This window comes from Chryseotalea sp. WA131a (assembly GCA_025370075.1).
In the GTDB taxonomy this organism is placed as follows: Bacteria; Bacteroidota; Bacteroidia; order Cytophagales; family Cyclobacteriaceae; genus ELB16-189.
The window spans coordinates 1244320-1267361 of record CP073016.1 but is presented as its reverse complement, the minus strand read 5'-3'; the positions used below and the strand labels follow the sequence as shown (position 1 = coordinate 1267361).

Sequence of the window (23042 nt, the reverse complement as noted above, 5' to 3'; positions counted from 1 at the left end):
TTGGCAAAAATAGCCACTGGCAAGTAGGTCTCCTAAAACTGAAAATAAATAAACGGCTGAATATTGGATGACTTGGTTTGCACGACCACCATGATGATCACCAATAAGAACAATGCCTTGCCTACAAGTGGTAGTTTGGTAACGGCTGTCTCGCCCCATTGCTCCCAACTGGGTGGGGTGAAATGTAGTAGAAAGCCAATAAGCAACCATAAGCTAATTGTTTTGTAACCCACTAGGAATGAGCCAAACACACCTGGGTTAAAATGAAACATAATTTGGTAAATCATTTGCCCGGCCAGTTCCATCGTTTCTGCCCGAAAGAAAATCCAGCAGAAGCAAGTAAAGTGAAAGGTTGCCACAATGCTCAGCACTGTGGATGGACCTTTTAACAACTGAGGCAAAACAATTTTAAATGAAGAAACATATTTGTGAACTGCTAATGCAAGTCCGTGCAACCCACCCCACAGAATAAACTTGCCCGAAGCCCCGTGCCACAGGCCACCTAACAACATGGTGATAATTAAGTTGAGGTAGGTTCGCCAAATCCCTTTTCGATTTCCACCTAGTGAAATGTACAAATAATCTTTTAGCCACGTAGATAGCGAAATGTGCCACCGCCTCCAAAACTCGGTGATGTTTATCGATTGATAGGGCGAGTTAAAATTTTTGGCGAAGTGAAAGCCAAGCAGCAACGCAATGCCGATGGCCATGTCAGAGTAGCCTGAGAAATCGCAATAAATTTGTAAGGCATATCCATAAACCCCAACTAAATTTTCCAGGCCTGTGTAAAGCGCGGGCGAGTCAAAAATCCTGTCCACAAAATTTAGACTAATGTAATTGGAGATAACAGCTTTTTTGAAAAGGCCTGTGCCGATGAGAAAAACACCTCGTCCAAACATTTCCTTTGTCACAAAAGTAGGCTGGTGAATCTGCGGAATAAAGTCTGCTGCACGTACGATGGGACCCGCTACCAATTGCGGAAAGAACGATACAAAGAATGCATAGTCTAGAATATTGGAAACTGGTTTTAACTCTCTTCGATACACATCAATGGTATAACTCATTGATTGAAAAGTGAAGAACGAAATCCCCACGGGTAAGAAAATATCGAAGTGTTGAAATGTAGCACCTGATACGTCTGTTACCAATTCAAATAGAAAATTGGTGTATTTGAAATAACCCAACACCCCCAAGTTGGCAACTAAACTTACTACCAGCAGAAATTTTCTTTCCCATTGTGTTTTAGCTTGGTCAATCCAGGCAGCCAATTGAAAATCTACTCCCGTGGTTGCCAGCAGCAACAAAAAATACCAACCACTTGATTTGTAATAGAAATAAATGGAAAAGAGCGTGACAAAAATAATTTTAGGACGGTCGGTTTTGTGTAAGAATGCATAAATCAAAAAGAAACCAGCAAACAGAAACAGAAAAAACCCACTGTTGAAAATCATGGGTTCTTTCGCGTTGTAAACGAATAGCTCTAGCAGCTTATGGATGTCGATAGAGAACATATTCGTTATAAGCTTTTAAAAATGCCTGGTATAATAATGTGCCTTGAAGTTCGTAGCCTGCTTTGGTGAAATGAATACCATCGTATTGGAGCAATTTATTTTTTTTCCATTGGTCGGATGCATGCTTGCCGCCTGCTACTTCATACAAATCCCAAAACGCCCAATTGTTTTGATCGCATGCTTCCATTATTTTTTTTCGAATGACTTCTACACCGGGATTTCTTCTTGTTCGCTTTTTATAAAAATCGGCAGTGGTGGTAAGGAGAATTTGTGTTTGCGGATTGTTTGCTTTCAGTTTGGTGATAAGTTCCAACAGTTGGGTGTTGAATTGGCTATCGACATAGGGGTATTCAATTGCTTCATTTGTTCCCAACGAAATAATAATCAGATCCGGTTGAAGAGGTGCAGTTTGTTGCACAAAATATTCGGCCGCTAAATAGTGTCTAACTTTCGCTCCATTTCCGCCAATGGAATGATACAGTACCCCTGATTTTTGATTTTCTAAACTGATTCCATACAGGATGAGCTGCGATTGTTTAGGTAAGGGAACTAAACATTGTAACTCAATTTTATTCACGTAATAGGGGAGAAGAACGGTGGAGGCATTTCTGTAACCATCTAAACTAAACGACCCAACATAGGCCAAATCTTGCCCAACGGAATCTTTCACTGCTAAATTGAAACTAGCTGAATCCTTTTGAAAGAACAGCGTGAGTTTATTGAATGCGTTATTTATTGGCGGTAAGTTGAAGGTGCGAATGCCAACCTTTGCATTTGGCTGAACCGTGCGCAAGGTGATCGCTCCAATGCCGATCGGCAGTGGTTTGTCGGTAAATACTATCCGTTTGCTTTCCCATTGTGTGTTGGTGTTTGAGTATATGTTTTGTGGTTCGTTGGTTCTGGCTACCCGCCCAGGAAAAATCAAACCCCTGCCGGCATTGCCAAACTCAGTTTGAAGTAATTGCCGCGTTTGACTGGTCAAGAAATCGGCTTGAATGTGTGAATCCCCAATATGAAGAATGCTGATTTTTTGATTTTTGTTTTTTTTCTGCAGGTACAGCTTTTCAAAAAAGGTAGATAGGGAAGTGCTGTTTTGAAGACGATTTTCCTCTTGGTTGATAAATGCGAAGTCGCGATTGATTACATATCCAATGGTGTCTTGCGAAAACACTGCCCCGTATATGCTCAAAAATAGACTACCTGCTATTATTCTTTTTAGCATATCTTTTTTGTTCGTAGATTAATGTGTTTACTAGTTTCAACGCAATCTTTTTTCCGCCCCAATAGGTAAGATGCGTATAGTCTTTGGCAGCCAATGTAGGTTTCGCTTCTGCAAACTTTACCATGCTGTTTTCGCCACCCATCGCTTGGTACATATCCCAAAAAGTGATTTTGCATTGCTTGGCAATTTCTCGCTGCACATCGCGCATCAGTGGAATATCTGGATAAGTAGCAAACTTTCCATTTTGATTGCTGGCCCGGTCGCTTACGCTGATTAATAAGAAACTCGACTCAGGAAATATTCTTTTTAGTCGATTGATGACGCGTACCATACTTATTTGATAGCTGGTAAAATTAGTTGAATCGGTAAGGCTCACTACGTTTAATCCGTACTGTAAAATAATGAGCTTGTAGTTCTGTAATGCATTGAATTGTGCTAAGGAGCTTTCGGGTATCATTGATAACCCCACTCCAGAGTTTCCGCGCATTGAAAAGTTGTCTACATATAGCCCAGGTCCATTTTCAAAACTGGCCCCGTATAATTTTAAACTGTCGGTTTCAGTAAAGCTCAATCTCAAGTGTTGAATTTTTGACTGATAAATTTCAAATTGTTGGACGGAACCGGAAGACATGAGTGCTGTTTTTACGTGCAACGAATCATTCACCACGTAGTCAATGGACGATTGCAATGGGTTTTTGTAAAATATTCTTACCTGACTGAAATCTGTTGAGCGTTTTTTGGTAGGCTTGTATTCAACATAATTTTCTGGAAGTGGCACAAAGCAATGCCCTGAAATCCCCAGCGGATGCATCTCATTTCTTTTTGATACGATTGAGTACGTTTCCCAATTTTCGAATTGGTGTTGAATAGTTGTTCTGAATTGCGCTACTTCAGATGTAATGGGCACAAAGCCAACACCCCGCCCACCTAATACTTGTTGAAGGGTATCACGAAAGCTTCCACAAAGTATATCTCCTTCAATAAACGAATCGCCAAAGAAGGCTATTCGAACAGCTTCTGATTTTGTTTTGGAAAGCGACCGGAAGAAGAATTGCATGTTGGCATCACCGCTAAAATCTTCCAAACAGGTTATATCGGGTTGGCAATTTTTTTTCGGTTGCGAAGGTTCTTTTTTGATTGTCTTGACAGAATCCTTTTTAGCGGCAATTAGTTTTTTTTTGATTGGAATCTTGGCTGGACGAAGGTCGCTGAGCAAATCCATTTTTTTGATTTCAACCGTTCCGATTTTAAGATCAGGAACAAAACTGATGAGGGCGATGCCGCATATCAATACAAGAATCAACCAGCCAGCATCGCGAAGGTAGTTTCTAGGCATACTAAATATATCCGGCCAATTTATATGCTATCATACCAATCCATTCTTTTATCAGCAATTGCCAATTGCTCAGCGCTTCTGTTTTGGGAATGAACAGAACATCAAAAGTAAATTTTCTTGGGTGAGAACTTAAATCAGTACTAAATGTATCCACCAGCCAACCCTCATGTATAAAACAAGCCTCCGACCTTCTGATATGAAAAGCAGAGGTGATGAGCAGGCATTCACTTGGTTTGATTTGTCCTTTGAATCGATTGGCGATTTCCATAGCTGATTCATGCGTATTGCGCGAAACATTTTCAATAATGAGCACCGAGTCAGGTGCGCCCATTAATCGAAGTACGTCAGCAACGTTATCGGCTTCCTGTTTTTTTACTTTTTTTAAATTGCCATTACCTCCCGAAATCAATATTTTTTTGATGATGCCCGATTGAAAAAGTTGCCACGTGTGGGTAATGCGGTCGGCCCCACGACTTAGAAAAACTCTATCCTTAAGTTCTGTTTCTGATTTGGTTATACCCGTTAACAGAATTCCGTATTCATACTTTTTGGTGATTTGATGAAATGGAGTAGGGGGAACCTCCCACCAGAGAACTACTTCGTTGCAAATGAAGTCATTTGAAAAGAATAGTAACGAGAAAATAGCAATCCGAAGTAGATTTTTTTTCGAGCGAGTTGATTTGATCAAAAGAGAAGCCAGTAATAGGATGCAAATGATTACCAGCGGCATGGCTAGGTAACTCAATGTTTTGGAAAGAACAAAAAACATGGTGAAGTAAGTGTTTACATCCGTTTTTCAAGCGGATTGGAGATGTTACTAAGTTGGTCGATGATTCTCCGTAGTACCTCCCAATACAATGATAAAGCAAGCACAAACGTCATCAACCAAATCACACCTAAATTAAAAAAGAAGGTGTCAATGTTTCGGTTTAAGAAATGCTTGGCCGGCATATAAAACTGGGCATTAAAGTCAACCATGTGGTCAGGATCTGGATATTTATATATCGGGTAGATCTTTTGGACGAATTTGCCATCGGTTTCAATGATTCGATTTTGTTCCATGGTGTTGCGGACCAATTCGGTAATGGCTTCATTTTGGTACGCATTTTTGTTAGAAGTAAAGTTCTTTTCTTTTTCAGGAGTATTGGTCATTTGCTCAATCTTCTTTTCTTTTTCTTGATCAGCTTTGTTATAGCGATTAATGTAAAACTTTTTCAAGGTTTCTAAGTATTCGATCAAGGGTTGATTAATAGTAGAGTCATAGCGTTCTAAGGTTAAGTCTTGATTTCGACTAAAACCACTTTTTGTTACTTTTTCTTCATGCTCTAAGGTAGTTCTCAGCAAATCTAATTTCTCCCTAACTTCTTTTCTAATCCCGGGTTCTTTGTTTGAACGATTTAGATTAACAAAGTCCAATCGAGACTCAAGTTCTGGAATCATATAGATCTTTTTGTAGTCGGCAGCGGCCATTGTTTTATCATAGACGTAGAATTCCTTTTCAAACTCGTTGTCTTTGAACTGCGCTACCATGGCCGCTTCAAAAGCCCAACGCGAAGCCATCAAGTCACCCACAAAAGGCACCGTGCTGGTGTTGCCTATAAGCGGGTTCAACTTATCAAACTTCACCACCACACCGCTTAGAATTAGTTGTGGTATTAACAGAATTGGAATTAAAATATAAATGGTAACGGCTGAATTAAATGCAGAGGAAATATTTAAACCCAACAAATTGGCAAAGCATGATACCGTGAACAAAATCCCCCAATGGATGAAGTACACGCATTGAATTTGAAGAATGTAGTTTGCCACCGCCACAAACAAAGCTGTTTGAAGAGCGGAGATTATGAACAAAATAGAAATCTTTGAAATGATATAACTACTTCTGTTCAGATGTAAAAACTTTTCTCGCTTTAGAATTTTACGGTCGCGGATAATTTCTTCGGCACTTACGGTAAGCCCCATAAACAAAGCAACAATAATGCTCATGAACAAATGAGCAGGCAAGTTTAAGTTTTTACTGAACACATACCCGGCTTTGAAGGGGTCGTTTACATTGTAATAGCGAACAATAAACGCCAATATAAATGCCAACATCGGTGCTTCAAATAAATTAATGAGCAAATATTGTTTGTTGCTGATTTTTGAGAGCACATCGCGCATGGAAAACAGACGTGTTTGCTTAAACCAACTGGGGATGTGCAAGGTGGAGTGCGGAATTTCGTTGGCGCGCAGCACCGAGCGAATTTTTATTTGCTTCGAAAAAATTTCATTCCATTGCTCAGGTGAAAACTTTCGCTCATTTGTGGTGTCACCAAATTCGTTGATGACTTTGGTTTCAATGATATTAAAAATCTGCTCGGGGTTTACATTACCACAGGCATGACATTCGCCCTCATCGCTATTGATCAAATGGATATTGCGCTTGAAATAGGTAACGGCATCTACTGGATTTCCAAAGTAGATTTGATAGCCTCCCGTATCAAGGATTACCAGCTTATCAAACATTTTAAAAATATCGGACGATGGTTGGTGGATAACGGCAAATACCAATTTGCCCTTTAAGGAAAGCTCTTTTAAAAGATCAATGATGTTTTCTGAATCTCTGGAAGAAAGCCCGGAAGTGGGTTCATCTACAAACAACACGGCTGGTTCGCGCAGCAGTTCTAATCCGATATTAAGTCGTTTGCGCTGGCCACCGCTAATGGTTTTTTGCAAGGGTGAACCTACTTTCAAATCTTTAGTTTGAGTTAGTCCTAGGTCTTCCAGCGTTTTTATAACTAGTTCATCAATCTGTAATTCTTCTAAATGGCTAAAGCAAAGTTTGGCAGCAAAGTATAAATTTTGATAAACGGTTAAGTCTTCAATAAGCAAGTCATCTTGCGGGACAAATCCAATCACTCCTTCAATTTTTTCGGGGTTTTTATGAATGTCAATACCATTGATGAGTACTTTTCCCTCAAACGGTTTTTCGGTGCCATTCAGTACATGTAGCAAAGTAGATTTGCCCGCTCCGCTGGCACCCATCAATGCAACAAGGTTACCCGATTCTGTGCTAATGGTTACTTCCCGCAAACCGAACTTGCCTGTTTTAAAACGGTAGGAAATTTTTTCGGCTTCAAAGCTCGTGCGCGAGTGATCTGATTTGCTTTTAAATTTGTTTAGAATCTCTCCATAGTAAACCGCATCAGCAGCACTCCATCGCATAATGCTGCCCGTGGCCAGCACATTGATATTGCCCGGTTTTTGAGGCACACCATTCAGATAAACATCCGAATGACCCAAGTAACGGAAGAAAAAAAGATTGCTCGACTTTAGGTGAAGCACCGACATAAAGCCGTCCAACTCTTCTCGCTTGATGACTTTTGTTCCAGGTCCTGATTTGCCTTCATTGGATACAACCAAAATATTTTCATTGTCAATTAGTTCAGGTATTTTTGAGACGATAAAAATTTTGATCAACTCAATATCCTGTGAAGATACATTAAATGCTTGCCCGATTGATTTGGCCAGGTTCTCTTCGGAAGGCGTAATGTCTCCGTCTGCCAAAATCAAGCTCATCAGTTCGAGCATGATTACTGACTTCTGCTTATAGTCTACTTCTCGATTGATGCTTTGACATAATTTGGTAATGGATTCCTGATCGATACCTACCCCGAACTTATCCGATGATTCACGCACATATTCGTCAAACAATTGTAAATGAGACTGAACAGATTTCTGATTGAGGTGATCGGAGAGAAAAACTTCTATGAATTCTCTTTCTTGCTTGGTAACGGTATCTTCTTTTGCCACCAGTGCAAATAGCTTTATGATGGCTTTTAGTACGGGTTCGCTCATAGGTTTGAATCAATGGCTAAAGATACTAAAGTAGATTTTTAGTTTAGAAAAAAGAAAGGCCGGTGGTAGCCGGCCTTTCGCGATGGAGTTGGTGATTTGTTATTCCACTATTTCTTTTCTCATTTTATCAACAATCTTGGTAATTTCAACCAAATTTTTATCGGATAAAACTAGATCAGAACGATTGTTTTTGATTTTCTCTTCAATATCTAACGCGCGGTAGCTTGCCTTTAGGGCTGTTAAGTTTGCTTGAATGCTAGCAACAGGTTCTGCTTGATCTACTGCACCCAACATTTTAGCTAGCTCATCAATTGATTTTTCTTGCTCTAAAATTACGCGGATCAATGGCGTAAGTATGTTGTTCCGGTCGGCCTCTTTCAACACGTTATTAGGATAGGTCTTAATTAAACCGGTAGAGATGGAAAGTCCTTCCACAAAACTTCCCGTCACCAAAAGAGCAGCCAACTTGGTGCGGCTATCATCTTTCAGGTATTTATCTGTCTTTTTTACCGCTCCATCCAATAAGGTGGCAAGTGAGTCTTTGTTGGATATGTTAGTTTCAAATCTTTTTAAGACTTCCGGGTCGAATGAGCTGATGCCCAAGTTGTCGGCCAACTTTTTGGCTGAACTCAAATAATCGATGGCCTCTTGGGTTTTTTCGTATGAGCTAAGGTAGCCGATGTCGGCTGCATAAACGCCAAGGTTCAGGGCGGCCTTTTCGTTGCGAGTCAAATACTGATCTACTTTTTTACGGTCGTTCAACAAGGATTGGTTGAATTCAGCGCCTGTAGCTTGAAGTAGGTAAGGAATTTCAGAGGGGGAAGGAATATTGTAAACGACATCCTTGATTTGGTCTTTCAAAGACTCCTCAGCTTGCTTGAATTCGTCAGAACTTTGGTCATCTTTCTTAGTGGAGGAACCGCAAGACGCTAATAAAGAGGCGGTTGCGATGGCAAGTAAATAAATGCTTAAGCGGGTTACTTTCATGGGTTTAGAGTTTAACCTTCAATTTTAGCACATTTTTTCTAACCAATAAACTGTTGGCCTTTTTATTTTAAGAAGATAGCTGCATTTTTAGCATGTATTATTCAAAATCGAATGTATGAGGTTTCAGGCCATCGATGTATTACGAGGTATTACCGTCACGCTCATGATTATTGTGAACTCCCCCGGAAATCATGAAACGACCTTTGCCCCCTTGCTTCATGCCGACTGGCATGGGTTTACCCCAACCGATTGGGTGTTCCCAACCTTTTTGTTCGTGGTGGGCAATGCCATGTGCTTTAGTTTAACTAGCAGTTTAGCGGCTGGTGCTCGGACTTATTTTTATAAAGTAGTAAAGCGTGCCTCTGTTATTTTTTTGTTAGGTTTTTTAATGTATTGGTTTCCATTTGTTCAACAAATAGATGGGCAATGGGCCTTGAAGCCCTTGGCTGAGACTAGAATTTTTGGAGTGCTGCAGCGAATTGCCTTGTGTTATCTTTTTGCTTCCGTCCTTATTTATTTCATCAAAGAAAAAGGCTTGCTGATTTTCTCAGCCGTTGCTCTGGTCGGCTATTGGCTGCTATTGCTTTCTTTTGGTGACCTCTCTTTACAAGGCAATGCAGTTCTAAAATTGGATATGTGGTTGTTGGGTTCGAAGCATCTTTACTTAGGCGAAGGCCTGCCATTCGATCCGGAAGGCTTGTTGAGCACACTCCCTGCAATCGTGAATGTAGTGGGCGGCTATTTAGTAGGCAAGTATATCAAAGAAAGAGGCGTGACCTTTGAAACGATTGCGAAGTTGTTGATGGCGGGTGTTTTGCTTGCTACAATTGGTTTAGTGTGGAATTGGGGTTTTCCGATAAATAAAAAATTATGGACCAGTTCTTTTGTGCTTTACACGGTGGGGCTAGATGTAATCATCCTTTCCTTATTGCTGTATGTAATTGAAATAAGGAAAATAAATCGATGGACGTATTTTTTTGAAGTGTTCGGTAAAAACACGCTGTTCCTTTATCTGATTTCAGAAATCGGACTAACAATTTTCTGGATATTCAATATTGGTGATAAACCCATTTATCAATTTTTGTTTACCGATGTGTTCTCACCCTTGGCAGGTGATTACCTAGGTTCTTTTCTTTTTGCCTTTACGTGGATGATGACCTGCTGGACCATTGGGTATGGTATGGATAAAAAGAAAATCTACATTAAAGTTTAGGTTTACTAGTGAGCTTTTGTTTTGATATTTTCAAGATGCAAAGCTGATTAGTAATTGGTGGCCTTTAAACATAAGAATGCATCACTTTAGTGTGCATCCATAAAATTCCACCCGTACCAATTGATTTCCAACACAACTCCATTGTCAAGCTTGTTGTTTGGAAAAGCCAATAGTCCACCCAAAAAGAGCTGCAGTTTATGGCTAACATTGTATCCACCGCCTATAACCGTTTGCGATTTTTTGTGCGAACCTGAAATAAAGTCAGCCATTAACAACCATTTATCGTTGAGTCTATATTCATAGCCAAACATCAGCCCAAAATTATTCTTAGGAGGGCCACCCACAAATACATCATTGGTATGATAAGGGCCGGCAATCAAATATCCTTTCTTAGAAGGTTGCCATCGAATCAAGGCATAATTCATCACGGCAATTCGTTTATTGCTAAACTCATTGCTAAGATTTGGCCCTATCTGTGTTCCAACATTAATGAACCAGTGCTCTGCCTTAAGAACAAATTGTTTTTGAAGTGTAAACATCAAAAGCGGGTAGAGGGGTTTGCGTTTGCTATTGTCATTGAAAGAAACGATCCGACCGCCTTGTCCAAAACTGAGAGGAAGATCGACAAAATTTACCCCCAAATCCCATCCCTTTCCAACGCCATAAACGATGTGTGATTTTGACTCTAGCTCATTCGCAGAATAGAAATTGAATTGGTGTTGATAAAAGAACTTCCCTTTTGGGGTAATGTCACCAGAGGGAATGTTGAAAAGATTTTGTTGACCAAATAGTTGAGATGAACAAACGAAAATCAAGAGATACAAGAAATAAAAAAAACGATTCATAAGGTAGGTGAAATTGGGAAGAGGTGCTGTTAATTATTTTTTGGGCGCAACGGTAAGATTCTTGAGCAAATCATTGCAATAGCCAGCGTAAAACCTATTACGATGAGAGAAATTTCTATAGGTATTTTAAACCAATCAACGATGCACATTTTTATTCCAACAAACACCAGTATGGCCGACAATCCAAATTTTAAGTATTTAAAGTATTGCTCTATTCCCGCCAAGGCAAAATAAAGTGACCGAAGCCCCAAAAGAGCAAATACATTTGAGGTGTAAATGATAAAGGTATCATCTGAAATAGCTAAAATGGCGGGTATTGAGTCAACTGCAAAAATTAAATCAGTGGTTTCTATCAGAATCACAACTAAAAAAAGAGGAGTGGCCCATGTGCGGGCATTGCGCTTTACAAAAAACTTGTCTCCTTCAAAAGCAGTGGTAATGGGCATAATCTTTTTTGCCAGTTTAATTAATGGATTTTTATCAGGCTCAATTTTTTGATCCCCCGAGGTGAGCATGCGTACGCCAGTTATAATTAAGAATCCACCAAAAATATAGATGAGCCAATGAAATCGGTGAATCAACTCTACACCGGATAGAATAAATATAAAGCGCATGACCAAAGCACCCAATATTCCCCAAAACAAAACCTTGTGCTGGTAAGCTTTAGGCACTTTAAAATAAGAGAAAATTAAAATGATAACAAAGATGTTATCGATACTCAGAGATTTTTCGATGAGATAACCGGTAAAAAATTCCAGCGCTTTACCTTTATCGAAATAGTAATAAGTAAACAGGTTAAAAAGCATGGCCAAGGTTATCCAAACGCACGTCCAAGTAAGCGCTTCTTTCACGCCAACCTCGTGCGATTTCCTATGAAATATTCCCAAATCGATTGCTAACATGGCAACGACAAAGGCATTAAAGGTTACCCAAAGTATTCCTGTTTCGCTCATTAGATGGATGAATTAGGTTGTAAAATTTTGGCAGTCAATTATTTTAACAGATTTAACTTTTTCAATTTGCGGATTGGGTTGCCAATAGTTTTGTTATGCTTTGCGTAAAGGGAAGCCCCGATAAAACATTCATCCGAAGACTGGTGGAAACAAAGTCATCTACCTCATAAAACTGCGAAGCCAATTCTACCGAAATAGCTTTACTCAATCGGCTATAGTATTTTTTTCGTAGAGCTAATTCTTTGCGTTGATAGTTTTCCGATTGCTTTATGAATTCGCTCATCAAAGTAGCATCTAGCTTTTGGTAGTTATTGCCATACTTAACAATCAGCGAAAATAATTCGCCATCTAAACTGCTTTTTTCTCTATTGAAATCGACATAAATTACGTGAAAGACACTTGCCTGCGTGGTAGATAGATGCAGAGCTTGTATAAAAATATTTTCACGTTCTTGTTGCAGTTCCTTTTTTGCTTTCTCTAATTCTGCTGAGTTTTTTACTTGTGAATGCAATGGAAATGAAGCAACTACAAAGATTAGCAATACGGTTGCATCTAGTTTGGTCAGGTATGCGTTTTTCATGTTTATGTTTAGCGGTTTTGTATTTTTTAACGAGCAAGCTAGAAGTCGTAGAGGGTCGTATCTGAGTAAAATATCTTTATGCTAGGCACCTTGTAAAGTTCTCGCAGTTGCCTTGCCCGATACATTGCTTCTTCGCTTGTTTTAAATATCGAACAAGGTTTGTTTTCGATTCTCAAAGTTTTGTTTTCTTCCGCTACCATCACAGCAATGTACTGGTCCTGTGAGGGGTTTTCTTCTAATACAATCCATTTCATAGTAGTGGGTAAGGGTTACAGTTATCAACTTTTAATTGGTGCAAGGGTCAATTTTTGCGGTTGAGGCGAATGATCACTTTTGGATCCAATACTCGTTCGTCAAGAAGTGGAGGAAGCGGGTTGTCCGACAAATCTAGAATGCGAAGTCGTTTCATTTCGTTTACTTCGGCTGGTATTTCGCTTATTTTATTTCCGACTAAAAAGAGGTATTCCACTTGTTTTAGTTCGTTTATATTGTGCGGTAGGCTCGTTATCCCATCATTCTCAATATGCAACTCCTTTAGCTTTTTCATTTTACTGATCAGCCGAATATTTTTTTCAAGATTAAAAAAAGCATCGTTGTTGATGTACAATACACGAAGCTGGCGTAGCTCAGGTATGTTTGTTGGCAGACTAGTAATTGTATTTTCTGAAAAATCCAGTGTTTCAAGCCGTTTTACTTTCGTGATACTTTTAGGTACTACCGAGATATTATCACCAGCCAAGCTTAGCATTTTTAGCGATGGAAGATTAGCCAATATGATAATCGCTTGATCGATTTCAAGATTTTTGTTATGGTCAAGATAGAGGCTTTGAAGCAAGGTAAGCTCTCGCATCTCATCAGGAAGTTGCTTGATTTGATTGTATGACAGTACCAGGTATTTCAGTTTTTTGAGATTTTTTATTTTACCTGAAATAGTGGTGAGATTATTTTTGCCCAAATCCAAGTATTGTAAATTCACTAAAGCAAAAAGAGAGTCGGGTAGTTCCGTCAACCCCTGTTTGCTCAAGTCTAACCAAGTAGCTTCTTCTCGATGAGCAAAAGCCGTAGCTAGCGTTTTGAATTCGGTATTGGCAATACTTAGTTGTGCCTCACCCACTATTGATATGAATTGCACTGCGAGGAAAATGGTTACTGAAATTGGAAAATTTGATTTTGTCATTTGGTTAGATTTGAGATTTAGAAAAGGGAGATGTCATCCTCTATCGATCTCCCTTTTCTGGTTATTTACCTATTTGTCGGTGGTTGGGTTAACTAACAATGGAGTCTTTCCATCCGTCATAATTATTTTTGAATTGGGCGATTTCGCTAACTCACGAAAAGCTTCAATGCTTTGCCATTCAATGATTGCCTTTGTCAATCCCTCCGCGATTATTTTTTGTGAATCGCGAATACCTTCGGCTTCAATGATTTTGCGCTGAGCCTCTCTTTTTTCACGGTCTAGCAAAAACTCCATTCGTTGCGCTTGCTGTTCGGCTTCCAGTTTTTCTTCTACTGCCCGCGCTAAGCCAGTTGGCAATTGTATGTTCTTGAGCAACACCGCTTCAATCTCAAAGCCTCTCGGCAAAAGAATTTTAGACATTTGCTCTGTCACTTCTTTTTCAATGTTGGCACGCTGGGCAGAGTGCATATCCTTGGCAAAAAAGCGCGAGCAAACATCGGCCGCAGACGACCTGAACACACTGCTGATTACATTGATCTCATTACCAACCCCAATTGTTTCGATAATGGGCGGAGCCTTGTCAGGCTGCATTCTATATAATATGGAGATGATGGCCACCACATTTAACCCTTCCTTCGAGGGTAGGTTGGCATTGATTTCCATATTCATGGTGCGAATGGGCATCTTAATGATGGTTGAGGTAAAGGGATTGAACCAAACAGCACCTGGTCCATTTATTTTGGGGCTCAGCTTTCCCATTTTTCTTTTTACTCCAACTTCACCTTGCCTAACCACCGCGCAACTGCTTACGATGGCAACTAGTACAGCAACAGAAATTATGTTTGTAGGTTTCATATACTTTCAATTTGAGTTCTCTTGTTTCTAATCCATTGTTTAAGTTCGGCTGCTTCGTGTGGTGGTAGCCATTGTATTGACTTTCGATATTCTTTGCGCAGCAATCGCATATCAAAACTGACACACTGCAAAACTTTTTTGCAATAGTCCAACATGGTCTTTTTGGTTTTCATTTTGACTACTTAACCGTTAATGAAACAAACGTCATGCATACAAAGTACAGCACGATTATAGACCACATGATGAATGATTTTTGATTCGAATTATGTTGATTTTTCATACATTTTCTGTTTAAGATTTATACAATTAGAATACACTACCGAGGAAGTGATTATTAGATAAACCAAAAAATGTAAGCTCTTAAATGAGCAATGCCCTATGTAGAATAGAGCGTGATGTTTTAGTGAATAAGTCTGGAGTGGGTGTTTTAAAAGTAGATAGGTTAGATTGCACCTCCACCTTTTTAATCCCAACTAGATTGCTTCTTTTCTTACTCTGAACATGCTTTTCAGAGACAATAGCTTCTTCTGTGATTTCTATTGTTTCTTCGGTTGAGGCTTTTTCTCGACTTGAATAATCCGTTTGTGAATCGATACTTAAACCATTCACAATCAATACAAATAGTACAAGAAAAGTAAGTGATTTAATAAGCCTCAGGTGAAGTGATAGCATTACTATCTAGTTTATAAGTAATGCTAATAACGAGTAATTGCCCCGAAGGTTTGCTGATTTTTACTTTTTTTCTAAAAATCCGGATCGAGGCCAAACTTTTCTTTCAATTGCAGCAATACCGGATTTTTTTCTGCCATGGCCTCAAACTTTTCTTTGTTGGTATAGGCCATTTTTTGTTTAGAGATTTCCCTTAATTGCCCAACAACGGTAATTGTGTTATTGCCAACTTTTTCGCGTAAAAAGGTGGTCAGATCTGTTCTGAAACCGGCCAACAACGGTTCTTCAACCGGATTGGCTAACTCGATGATTAGCTTGTTTTGTTTCAACTCGTACCCACGACTCAGCAAATGAAACTCGGCTACTTGGTTTTTTCTTGTTTCAGCAAACAGACGCCAGGCCTCTAGCAATTCATCATTAGTAAACGAGCGATTGAGAGCGGTTTCCTTTGGTTTTTCTTCAGACGTTTCCTTAATCGGATTGGTCTTAAAAATATTTCCAAGGTTAAGGGTAGTCTTGGTTTTGCTGTTTTCTTTAGGTGGCTCTATAGAGTTAATGGGACCGGCACTTGTTTCTTTTGGAGGTAATGCCACTTGGTCAATAAGAGCTGAGTCGAGTTGTAATTCAACTTTTTCAGAAACGATCTCTCTTTTATTGGAAGTTACTAGGCTTGGTTCACTTTTTTTTTTACCGCTTCGACATCCGAAGCAGTGCTTTTGAAAACGGAGTTTACGCTGGCCATTTTCATCAACGCGAGTTCTACCAACAGTCGTTGGTTTTTGCTGCTTTTGTAATTGATGTCGCAGTGGTTGGCAATGCTAAGCCACGAGAGTAGGAGAGAAGGTGAGATAGACAGCGACTGTTTTAAATATTTCTCTTTTACTGAGTCGGGTACTTCCATTAAGGCAACGGTGCGTGCATCTTGCGATACCATTAGGTTACGCAGATGTTCACTCAATCCAATGATAAAATTATGACCGTCAAAACCCTTTCGTAAAATCTCATCCAATATCAAAAGAGGCTGTGTGAAATTTTCTGCGATCAGTCCATCCACCACTTTAAAGTAATATTCGTAATCGAGAATATGCAGATTATTGATAACGTCTTTGAAAGTAACCGCTTTGCCTGAAGAGAACGTGACCATCAAGTCGAAAATGGAAAGACCATCGCGTAAGGCACCATCTGCTTTTTGGGCGATGAGGTGTAATGCCTCGTCTTCAACTTTTATTTTTTCTCGGTCAGCAACTTTTTTTAACTGCTTGGCAATATCCGAAACTTGAATTCGATTAAAATCAAAAATCTGGCATCGTGAAAGAATGGTAGGAATGACCTTGTGTTTTTCGGTGGTGGCCAAAATAAAGATGGCGTATGGGGGTGGCTCTTCCAGCGTCTTCAAAAAAGCATTGAAGGCCGAGTTAGAGAGCATGTGCACCTCGTCAATAATATAAACTTTAAACTTTCCGAATTGAGGAGAGTAGCGAACTTGGTCGATAAGGTTACGGATGTCTTCTACTGAGTTATTGGAGGCTGCATCTAACTCAAAAATATTCAGCGAGTTGACTTCAGCCTTTTCTTCAAAGCCGTTGATCATGCGTGCCACAATGCGCGCGCAGGTGGTTTTGCCCACACCGCGCGGCCCACAAAAAAGCAATGCTTGTGCAAGCTTATTATTGTCGATGGCGTTTTTGAGCGTAGTGGTGATGTGTTCTTGCCCAACCACTTCGTCAAAACCGAGTGGTCTGTATTTTCGGGCGGAAACAACAAAACTATCCATGCGTGCAAGATAATGGACGGTTCGGAATAATATGAAATAAAGGGAGAAAAGTGATGAGATTTTTTTACTTCTTAAGTAAGTGCAATTTGAGCAATGTAAATGAGCAAACAACTTTCCAATTGAGAGGATAAATGGGTGCATTTCAAATTGTCGGGATTTTGTAAATACTATGAGCAAGGAGGAATTTTTAGCCGTAGCGGAACAACGTTACGATGCCCTTCAAAAGCTGAACCAATTGGACAGCTTTTATACTTGCGAAAAATTGTTTTTGGAACTGTGGCGCGACCTTGGCCGAGAGGTCCTCGAAAAGAATCTGGGTGCTGTTCCAACGGACAGGCAAAAAAAAAACTTTACGACCCTGGGCCAAATAGAAATTGACAAGCGCAATGCCTTTAGTGAAGGCAAGAATGGTTTTCAAATCAGCCCAATGATGCAAGAACTCATGGTGTATGCGGGCCAACTGGATTGTTATGGCAAGGGCCATGAGGTGCTCAAACAATTTTTACAAGCAGAAGTAAGTGCCGCACAGGTCTATCGGGTCACCGATACCTATGGGGCGGAACTTGGCAAAACAGTAAATGAAGGAAGAACGCTCCCGCCCATAAAACAACAAGTTACTCTGTATGTGGAGGTTTATGGATCAATGATATTGACACGGGAAAAGAAATGGAAAGAGGTAAAGGTGGGCCGGATATTCAATTCCTCTGATTGCGTTAAAACAGATGAAAAGCCTGGCTGGATCAAGCAATCACAGTATATCGCCCATTTAGGGGATCATCGTTCCTTCATCGGACAAACCGATGGGCCCATCGAATCCTATGGCTCATTGGGTGGGCGGCTGGTCTTTATCTGCGATGGCGCACCGTGGACCCGGAACTGGATAACGGATACTTTCCCCAATGCCCTATCAATTTTGGATTACCATCATGCCACCCAATATTTGTACCCATTTTCGGAATCTTATTTCAAGGAAGATAGACAACAAGCAGGTCAATGGATTGAATCACAAAAGAAACTTTTGTTGAACAGTGATGTGGATTTAGTAATGGACAGCATCAGAAAATTATCGCCTGGCCATCCACAAGCCCGAAAAGTCCTGGAATATTACCAAGCCAACAAAGACAGAATGGACTACAAGAGATATTCAACCATAGGGTGCGGACTTATTGGATCAGGCGCCATAGAATCAGCCCATCGGACAGTCGTACAAAAAAGACTTAAACTCTCAGGGCAAAGGTGGACTAAAAGAGGGACTCAAAACATGCTCAACCTACGGGTAACAAAGATGAATGGGCAATGGAACAAGGTCATTAAACTCGTGCAAACCGAATTCAAAAAAGCAGCCTAAGAGCGACAATTTGAAATGCACCCGGATAAATGTTGCCAGTTAGCCCAAATCTATTTAGATTTGATATGTGAAACCAACATGGCAATTGCTATATATTTTGTGTGGTGTGCATGGGCTTTGTGCTCAGAATGCTGTTCTGACTTCTGGTGGAAAGACGAGCAGTGGTAGTGGCTCGGTCACTTATTCAGTTGGGCAGATTGCTTATAATAGTTTTGGCAATGTCAATGGTTCGATTAGTCAAGGTGTGTTGCAGCCCTCTGTTACTGTCACTGCCGTTGACGATTCCCACAATCAAGAGATAAGTTGTGTAGTGTTTCCTAATCCTACTCAGGCATCAGTAAACTTGAGAATCGAAAATAGAAATCTAGAAAACATATCACTATTGTCCGACTAAAATTTTTAAAGGGCGTCCTTTTTAAGGTCACCCTTTATGGTTACGTTTAGTTACCACACTTCACATAGCCATGAATAAAGGTAAAAAATTTGTCGGACAGCCGATTCTTTCTCAAATACTTTCTTGCATATCCACGGATATTATCAAGCAGTCCAGCAAGCAACATCGAAGCAATCGGTATTATAAACGTCTCCCAGTACGAGTTCATCTGGTAAGTCTTTTATACGGTGTTTTCAGTTATTGTAATGGCCTTCGGGAGCTTTGTGAGGGCATATTGGCCTGCGAAGGAAAGCTGACACATCTTGGTTTCGATCAGGCTCCCGCTCGTAGTACGCTATCCGATGCAAACAACAATCGCAGTTATCTGGTATTTGAAACGATCTACTTCAAATTACTCAAGCAATATCACAGTTTTATCTCGGACAGCCGGTTGAAAGGTCTCAGTATACGTAACTTGAAAATCATAGACAGTACTACCATCCGCTTGTTTAGCGACATTCTACGAGGAGTTGGTCGTAATCCGCTGGATGGTTCACGCAAGAAAGGTGGTATCAAAGTGCATGCCTTGATGGATGCCTTTTCAGGTGTGGCTGAATTTGTAAGAATGACCGAAGCCAAGGTACATGACCGTAAATTCCTCTACCACATTAAGTTACCGGCCAATAGCTTTGTCGTATTTGATAAGGCGTATAACCTGTATCATCAATTTGTAAAGTGGACAAATCAAAAAGTATGGTTCGTAACACGCATGAAAAGCAATGCCGTGTACCATGTCACCAAAGTAATTATCGACAACACTCAAAGGAAAAATGCAAAGGGTGTTCTCAAAGAGCAGTACGTCACAGTGGGCTACAAAACCGCAGAGCAGACCTTGCGATTAAAACTCAGACGGATTACTTTCAAATCCGATGATGGCAAAGTGTTCATCTTCATAACCAACAACTTTACGCTACCCTGTGCGCAAATCGCTTTGATTTACAAGTGTAGATGGATGATTGAGCTCTTGTTCAAACAAATCAAACAAAATTTTCCACTGCGCTACTTCTGGGGTAACAGCGAGAATGCGATTAAAATACAAGTGTATGCAGTGCTCATAGCTCAACTATTAATGGTCGTTATCCGCAAAAAAGCACAGACTAAAAAATCATTTGCCAATATGATTACTGTGATACGGCTACATTTGATGAGTTATGTTGCCTTGTTCGATTTCATCAAAGATACGTATACCGCTTGGCGAAAAAGCAGCGACCCTCCTTTGTTCATCGCGTAAGGCAACTACCCCTAAAAACGAAGCGTCATTTTAAGACCTAATTCCCCTACGGAAATATGACTTTTTAGACTAGTTTAGTCGGACAAGAATGTTATTTTTTCATTTAATGCTGTAAGAGTAATTTTTCGATTTTACTTTGAATTAGCTTAAACCCAAATTTTCCCACTGTTGCTTGAAAGTTTTTCTCAATCTGGTTGTTACACAAATTTCCAATGCTCCCCTCATGGGTGTGATGGATTTCGGTTGAGTAATTAAACGTTCCTGCCTCAATCGCTTTTCCAACTTGCACATATGCATCCCGAAAAGGAATTTCAGCAAGTACTAATTTGTTAACTTCTTCCACGCTGAACAAAAACTTATATTTCTCATCATCCAAAATATTTTCTTTCACCTGAATGGCTGACAGCATCAGCCCAGTCATTTCGAGGCAATCGTTCAATGTTTTAAAGGCCGGAATGATTTTCTCTTTTAAAATCTGCCAATCGCGGTGGTAGCCCGATGGAAGATTAGTGGTCATCATGGCAATTTGGTTAGGCAATGTCTGCAAATCGTTGCACTTGGCGCGGATGAGTTCAAATACATCAGGATTCTTTTTATGCGGCATTATGCTGGAGCCGGTGGTCAACTCATCTGGAAAAGAGATAAATCCAAAGTTTTGATTCAAGTACAAGCAGGCATCCATGGATAATTTGGCCAGTGTGGCAGCCACATTGCTCAAGGCTTGTGCTACAATTCTCTCCGTTTTGCCGCGTGTCATTTGGGCATATACAACATTGTAATGCAAGTCATCGAAGCCCAACAATTCGGTTGTCATTTTTCGGTTGATGGGGAACGAAGAGCCGTAGCCTGCTGCCGAGCCCAACGGATTTTTATTTACAATTCTAAAAGCAGATTCGATGGTAATCAAATCATCCGCTAAACTTTCCGCGTAAGCGCCAAACCACAAACCGAATGACGAGGGCATGGCCAATTGCAAATGCGTGTAGCCAGGCAGCAATTTGCTTTTGTGCTCTTCACTTTTGGCGATAAGCAGATTGAAAAATGTTTCAATATGACCTACCAACTCCTGAATTTCATGACGCATGAAAAGTTTCAAGTCCACTAACACTTGATCGTTGCGCGAGCGGGCACTGTGGATTTTCTTGCCCACATCGCCTAATTTTTTAGTCAACAAAATTTCGACTTGCGAATGAATGTCTTCTACACCTTCCTCAATTTTGAATTCTCCTTTTTGGATTTGTTGATAGATGGATTTTAATTCAGCGGTAAGCAAATACAACTCCTCTTTTTTCAATAGCCCTACCGACTCCAGCATTTGGGTATGCGCTAATGAACCAAGTACATCAAAAGCAGCCAGGTGAAGATCCAACTCACGGTCGTGCCCAACAGTGAAACGTGTTACTTCTGCAAGGGCATCTTTATCTTTTTGCCAAAGTTTCATTTTAATGCGGGATAATGGATTTGTAAATACTGTAGTAACATAATCGTCTTGCCATCTTTGATTTCTCCGCTTGCAACCATGTCAATGGCTTTCGCAAAAGATAACTCCATCACTTCAATATCTTCGTTCTCATCTACACCACCGCCCATAGATGTTTTCATATCTTTTGAATATTCAGCAATGAAGAAATAAAGAATTTCAGTGACCGACCCTGGAGACATATAGGCTTCATAAATCTTTTTTACATCGCGAATTTTGAAACCTGTTTCTTCTTCTGTTTCTCTGCGGATGCAATCTTCCGGATTATCTAGATCCAACAAACCAGCACACGCCTCTATCAACATGCCGGTTGAGTTGCCGTTGATGTAAGAAGGCAAACGAAATTGCCGTGTTAGAATAACGGTTTTAGTGAGTTGATTAAACAGCAAAATGGTAGCTCCGTTGCCGCGGTCGTAAGCTTCGCGACTCTGTTCAATCCAATTTCCATTTTTGTGTTGATAGTCAAAAATAACTTTCTTCAACGTGTACCAGTTGTTGGAAAGGATTTCAGTTTTCTTAACTCTGACTCGTTCGCTCATAAGGTGTCAATCAATTTAATATACCCATTTATCCCATCCTCAATCTCATGAAGGTAAATGAATTCATCCGCACTGTGCGAACGCGCAGAATCGCCCGGACCTAGTTTGATGGATGGAACGGGTATCAAAGCTTGGTCGGATGTAGTAGGAGACCCATACATCCGAATGCCCAATTTTTCGCCTGCTTTGTAAAGAGCATGTTCATTTGGGATTCCTGAAGGACGAAGTCTCAATGAACGTGGTGTCACTTCACACCTAACGTTCTTTTTTATCGTCTCCAAAATCTCTTCAAGCGTGTAAGCATCCGTTGCCCGAACATCTACAGTAAAGTGGCACTCTGACGGAACTTGATTATGCGCTTGGCCAGCCTGTATCACAGTAACCGACATTTTTACTTTGCCCAGTGATTCAGAGACTTTTGGAAACTCATAACTTCGAAACCACTCAATATCTTTCAACGATTCGTAAATCGCATTGACACCTTCTTCACGGGCTGCATGCCCAGCTTTTCCATACGCAACGCCATCCAAGACCATCAATCCTTTTTCAGCAACGGCCATGTCCATCAAGGTGGGTTCACCCACAATGGCGCAATCAATTTTTGGTAGCTCGTTCCATATCAATTCAATGCCATCTGTTCCGGAAATTTCTTCTTCGGCAGTGGCAGCAAGCACTAAATTGTACTTCAAATCATCACGCAAGTACAAATAAAAAAAAGTAGTGATCAGTGATACTAACGGGCCGCCCGCATCATTGCTTCCAAGGCCATAGAGTTTTCCGTCTTCCACCGTTGGCAAAAGAGGATTGCGCGTGTAAGCCGAATTTGGCTTGACGGTGTCGTGGTGTGAGTTGAGCAATAGCGTTGGTTTTGCTTGATCAAAATGCTGGTTGATTGCCCACACATTGTTTCCTTTCCGCTTGGCTTGGATGTGATGATAGTTCAAAAAACCGTAGATCAATCCCGCAGTCTTATCTTCTTCCTTGCTGAAAGAAGGAACAGAAATCAGCTGCTGTAATAAATCGGTGGCGATATCGGGTAGGTGCTCTCTCAA

23 protein-coding genes are annotated in these 23042 nt (G+C 40.4%); 4 read left to right on the top strand and 19 right to left on the bottom strand.

The genetic code is table 11. From position 1 onward, the window contains the following. Window positions 1–32 precede the first annotated feature (32 nt). From KA713_05695 to KA713_05670, 6 genes are all read right to left on the bottom strand, one after another. Window positions 33–1511, bottom strand: coding sequence for an MBOAT family protein (locus tag KA713_05695; GenBank protein ID UXE68079.1), 1479 nt, complete (start codon window positions 1509–1511; stop codon window positions 33–35). Further along, the gene (locus KA713_05690) at window positions 1489–2733 is read right to left on the bottom strand and encodes a hypothetical protein (protein ID UXE68078.1); all 1245 of its coding nucleotides are present in this window, start codon (window positions 2731–2733) and stop codon (window positions 1489–1491) included. Before KA713_05690 ends, KA713_05695 begins: the two co-directional genes overlap by 23 nt. After that, on the bottom strand, window positions 2708–4069 hold the full coding sequence (locus KA713_05685) for a hypothetical protein (GenBank protein UXE68077.1): 1362 nt from the start codon (window positions 4067–4069) through the stop codon (window positions 2708–2710). The genes KA713_05690 and KA713_05685 overlap by 26 nt, the downstream gene beginning before the upstream one ends. A 1-nt stretch (window position 4070) precedes the next feature. Next, window positions 4071–4838, bottom strand: coding sequence for a YdcF family protein (locus KA713_05680; protein ID UXE68076.1), 768 nt, complete (start codon window positions 4836–4838; stop codon window positions 4071–4073). A gap of 14 nt (window positions 4839–4852) precedes the next feature. Then, window positions 4853–7906, bottom strand: coding sequence for an ATP-binding cassette domain-containing protein (locus tag KA713_05675; GenBank protein ID UXE68075.1), 3054 nt, complete (start codon window positions 7904–7906; stop codon window positions 4853–4855). A 99-nt stretch (window positions 7907–8005) separates the two neighbouring features. Then, window positions 8006–8893, bottom strand: coding sequence for a hypothetical protein (locus KA713_05670; protein ID UXE68074.1), 888 nt, complete (start codon window positions 8891–8893; stop codon window positions 8006–8008). 115 nt (window positions 8894–9008) lie between these two features. Here KA713_05670 and KA713_05665 point away from each other — a divergent pair, with 115 nt between their 5' ends. Next, a complete protein-coding gene (locus tag KA713_05665; GenBank protein ID UXE68073.1) occupies window positions 9009–10106 on the top strand; it encodes a DUF1624 domain-containing protein in 1098 nt (365 codons plus the stop codon). Window positions 10107–10192: 86 nt separating this feature from the next. Here KA713_05665 and KA713_05660 read toward each other — a convergent pair whose 3' ends face one another. From KA713_05660 to dnaX, 10 genes are all read right to left on the bottom strand, one after another. Next, the gene (locus KA713_05660) at window positions 10193–10951 is read right to left on the bottom strand and encodes a hypothetical protein (protein ID UXE68072.1); all 759 of its coding nucleotides are present in this window, start codon (window positions 10949–10951) and stop codon (window positions 10193–10195) included. A gap of 29 nt (window positions 10952–10980) precedes the next feature. Then, on the bottom strand, window positions 10981–11904 hold the full coding sequence (locus KA713_05655; GenBank protein ID UXE68071.1) for a TerC family protein: 924 nt from the start codon (window positions 11902–11904) through the stop codon (window positions 10981–10983). A 61-nt stretch (window positions 11905–11965) separates the two neighbouring features. After that, window positions 11966–12484 carry a hypothetical protein gene (locus tag KA713_05650; GenBank protein ID UXE68070.1) on the bottom strand — a complete coding sequence of 173 codons (519 nt, stop codon included), beginning with the start codon at window positions 12482–12484 and terminating at the stop codon, window positions 11966–11968. A 38-nt stretch (window positions 12485–12522) separates the two neighbouring features. Further along, entirely contained in the window at window positions 12523–12738 is a 216-nt protein-coding gene (locus tag KA713_05645) for a hypothetical protein (GenBank protein ID UXE68069.1), read from the bottom strand. Window positions 12739–12785: 47 nt separating this feature from the next. Next, entirely contained in the window at window positions 12786–13661 is an 876-nt protein-coding gene (locus tag KA713_05640) for a leucine-rich repeat domain-containing protein (GenBank protein UXE68068.1), read from the bottom strand. 69 nt (window positions 13662–13730) lie between these two features. Then, the gene (locus KA713_05635) at window positions 13731–14516 is read right to left on the bottom strand and encodes a prohibitin family protein (GenBank protein ID UXE68067.1); all 786 of its coding nucleotides are present in this window, start codon (window positions 14514–14516) and stop codon (window positions 13731–13733) included. Next, window positions 14513–14689 carry a hypothetical protein gene (locus KA713_05630; GenBank protein ID UXE68066.1) on the bottom strand — a complete coding sequence of 59 codons (177 nt, stop codon included), beginning with the start codon at window positions 14687–14689 and terminating at the stop codon, window positions 14513–14515. Before KA713_05630 ends, KA713_05635 begins: the two co-directional genes overlap by 4 nt. A gap of 187 nt (window positions 14690–14876) precedes the next feature. Further along, a complete protein-coding gene (locus KA713_05625; protein ID UXE68065.1) occupies window positions 14877–15188 on the bottom strand; it encodes a hypothetical protein in 312 nt (103 codons plus the stop codon). A 71-nt stretch (window positions 15189–15259) separates the two neighbouring features. Next, window positions 15260–15778, bottom strand: coding sequence for a hypothetical protein (locus KA713_05620; GenBank protein UXE68064.1), 519 nt, complete (start codon window positions 15776–15778; stop codon window positions 15260–15262). Window positions 15779–15849: 71 nt separating this feature from the next. After that, window positions 15850–16959 carry a DNA polymerase III subunit gamma/tau gene (gene dnaX / locus KA713_05615; GenBank protein ID UXE68063.1) on the bottom strand — a complete coding sequence of 370 codons (1110 nt, stop codon included), beginning with the start codon at window positions 16957–16959 and terminating at the stop codon, window positions 15850–15852. A 169-nt stretch (window positions 16960–17128) separates the two neighbouring features. Between dnaX and KA713_05610 the strand changes: the two genes are divergently transcribed. The 3 genes from KA713_05610 to KA713_05600 all read left to right on the top strand — a co-directional run bounded on the left by KA713_05610 (window position 17129) and on the right by KA713_05600 (window position 19971). Further along, on the top strand, window positions 17129–18307 hold the full coding sequence (locus KA713_05610) for a UPF0236 family protein (GenBank protein UXE68062.1): 1179 nt from the start codon (window positions 17129–17131) through the stop codon (window positions 18305–18307). Window positions 18308–18374: 67 nt separating this feature from the next. Then, window positions 18375–18701, top strand: coding sequence for a hypothetical protein (locus tag KA713_05605; protein UXE68061.1), 327 nt, complete (start codon window positions 18375–18377; stop codon window positions 18699–18701). Between the two features lie 70 nt (window positions 18702–18771). Then, window positions 18772–19971 carry an IS4 family transposase gene (locus tag KA713_05600; protein ID UXE68060.1) on the top strand — a complete coding sequence of 400 codons (1200 nt, stop codon included), beginning with the start codon at window positions 18772–18774 and terminating at the stop codon, window positions 19969–19971. A 103-nt stretch (window positions 19972–20074) separates the two neighbouring features. On the opposite strand, the gene argH is transcribed toward KA713_05600, so the two are convergent. The 3 genes from argH to KA713_05585 are packed head-to-tail and all read right to left on the bottom strand — an operon-like array spanning window position 20075 to window position 23042. After that, the gene (argH, locus tag KA713_05595; GenBank protein UXE68059.1) at window positions 20075–21412 is read right to left on the bottom strand and encodes an argininosuccinate lyase; all 1338 of its coding nucleotides are present in this window, start codon (window positions 21410–21412) and stop codon (window positions 20075–20077) included. Continuing rightward, window positions 21409–21990, bottom strand: a complete 582-nt coding sequence (gene nudK, locus KA713_05590) for a GDP-mannose pyrophosphatase NudK (protein ID UXE68058.1) — start codon at window positions 21988–21990, stop codon at window positions 21409–21411. Before nudK ends, argH begins: the two co-directional genes overlap by 4 nt. Continuing rightward, window positions 21987–23042 (bottom strand): M20 family metallo-hydrolase, encoded by a 1056-nt coding sequence (locus KA713_05585; GenBank protein UXE68057.1) that lies wholly within the window; start codon window positions 23040–23042, stop codon window positions 21987–21989. Before KA713_05585 ends, nudK begins: the two co-directional genes overlap by 4 nt.

Coding starts and splice junctions, on each gene's coding strand:
- KA713_05655 (UXE68071.1), bottom strand. CDS start 11,904: ATGAGCGAAACAGGAATACTTTGGGTAACCTTTAATGCCTTTGTCGTT.
- KA713_05640 (UXE68068.1), bottom strand. CDS start 13,661: ATGACAAAATCAAATTTTCCAATTTCAGTAACCATTTTCCTCGCAGTG.
- KA713_05695 (UXE68079.1), bottom strand. CDS start 1,511: ATGTTCTCTATCGACATCCATAAGCTGCTAGAGCTATTCGTTTACAAC.
- KA713_05690 (UXE68078.1), bottom strand. CDS start 2,733: ATGCTAAAAAGAATAATAGCAGGTAGTCTATTTTTGAGCATATACGGG.
- KA713_05635 (UXE68067.1), bottom strand. CDS start 14,516: ATGAAACCTACAAACATAATTTCTGTTGCTGTACTAGTTGCCATCGTA.
- KA713_05670 (UXE68074.1), bottom strand. CDS start 8,893: ATGAAAGTAACCCGCTTAAGCATTTATTTACTTGCCATCGCAACCGCC.
- KA713_05645 (UXE68069.1), bottom strand. CDS start 12,738: ATGAAATGGATTGTATTAGAAGAAAACCCCTCACAGGACCAGTACATT.
- KA713_05665 (UXE68073.1), top strand. CDS start 9,009: ATGAGGTTTCAGGCCATCGATGTATTACGAGGTATTACCGTCACGCTC.
- nudK (UXE68058.1), bottom strand. CDS start 21,990: ATGAGCGAACGAGTCAGAGTTAAGAAAACTGAAATCCTTTCCAACAAC.
- argH (UXE68059.1), bottom strand. CDS start 21,412: ATGAAACTTTGGCAAAAAGATAAAGATGCCCTTGCAGAAGTAACACGT.
- KA713_05680 (UXE68076.1), bottom strand. CDS start 4,838: ATGTTTTTTGTTCTTTCCAAAACATTGAGTTACCTAGCCATGCCGCTG.
- KA713_05630 (UXE68066.1), bottom strand. CDS start 14,689: ATGAAAACCAAAAAGACCATGTTGGACTATTGCAAAAAAGTTTTGCAG.
- KA713_05650 (UXE68070.1), bottom strand. CDS start 12,484: ATGAAAAACGCATACCTGACCAAACTAGATGCAACCGTATTGCTAATC.
- KA713_05610 (UXE68062.1), top strand. CDS start 17,129: ATGAGCAAGGAGGAATTTTTAGCCGTAGCGGAACAACGTTACGATGCC.
- KA713_05625 (UXE68065.1), bottom strand. CDS start 15,188: ATGCTATCACTTCACCTGAGGCTTATTAAATCACTTACTTTTCTTGTA.
- dnaX (UXE68063.1), bottom strand. CDS start 16,959: ATGGATAGTTTTGTTGTTTCCGCCCGAAAATACAGACCACTCGGTTTT.
- KA713_05660 (UXE68072.1), bottom strand. CDS start 10,951: ATGAATCGTTTTTTTTATTTCTTGTATCTCTTGATTTTCGTTTGTTCA.
- KA713_05685 (UXE68077.1), bottom strand. CDS start 4,069: ATGCCTAGAAACTACCTTCGCGATGCTGGCTGGTTGATTCTTGTATTG.
- KA713_05675 (UXE68075.1), bottom strand. CDS start 7,906: ATGAGCGAACCCGTACTAAAAGCCATCATAAAGCTATTTGCACTGGTG.
- KA713_05600 (UXE68060.1), top strand. CDS start 18,772: ATGAATAAAGGTAAAAAATTTGTCGGACAGCCGATTCTTTCTCAAATA.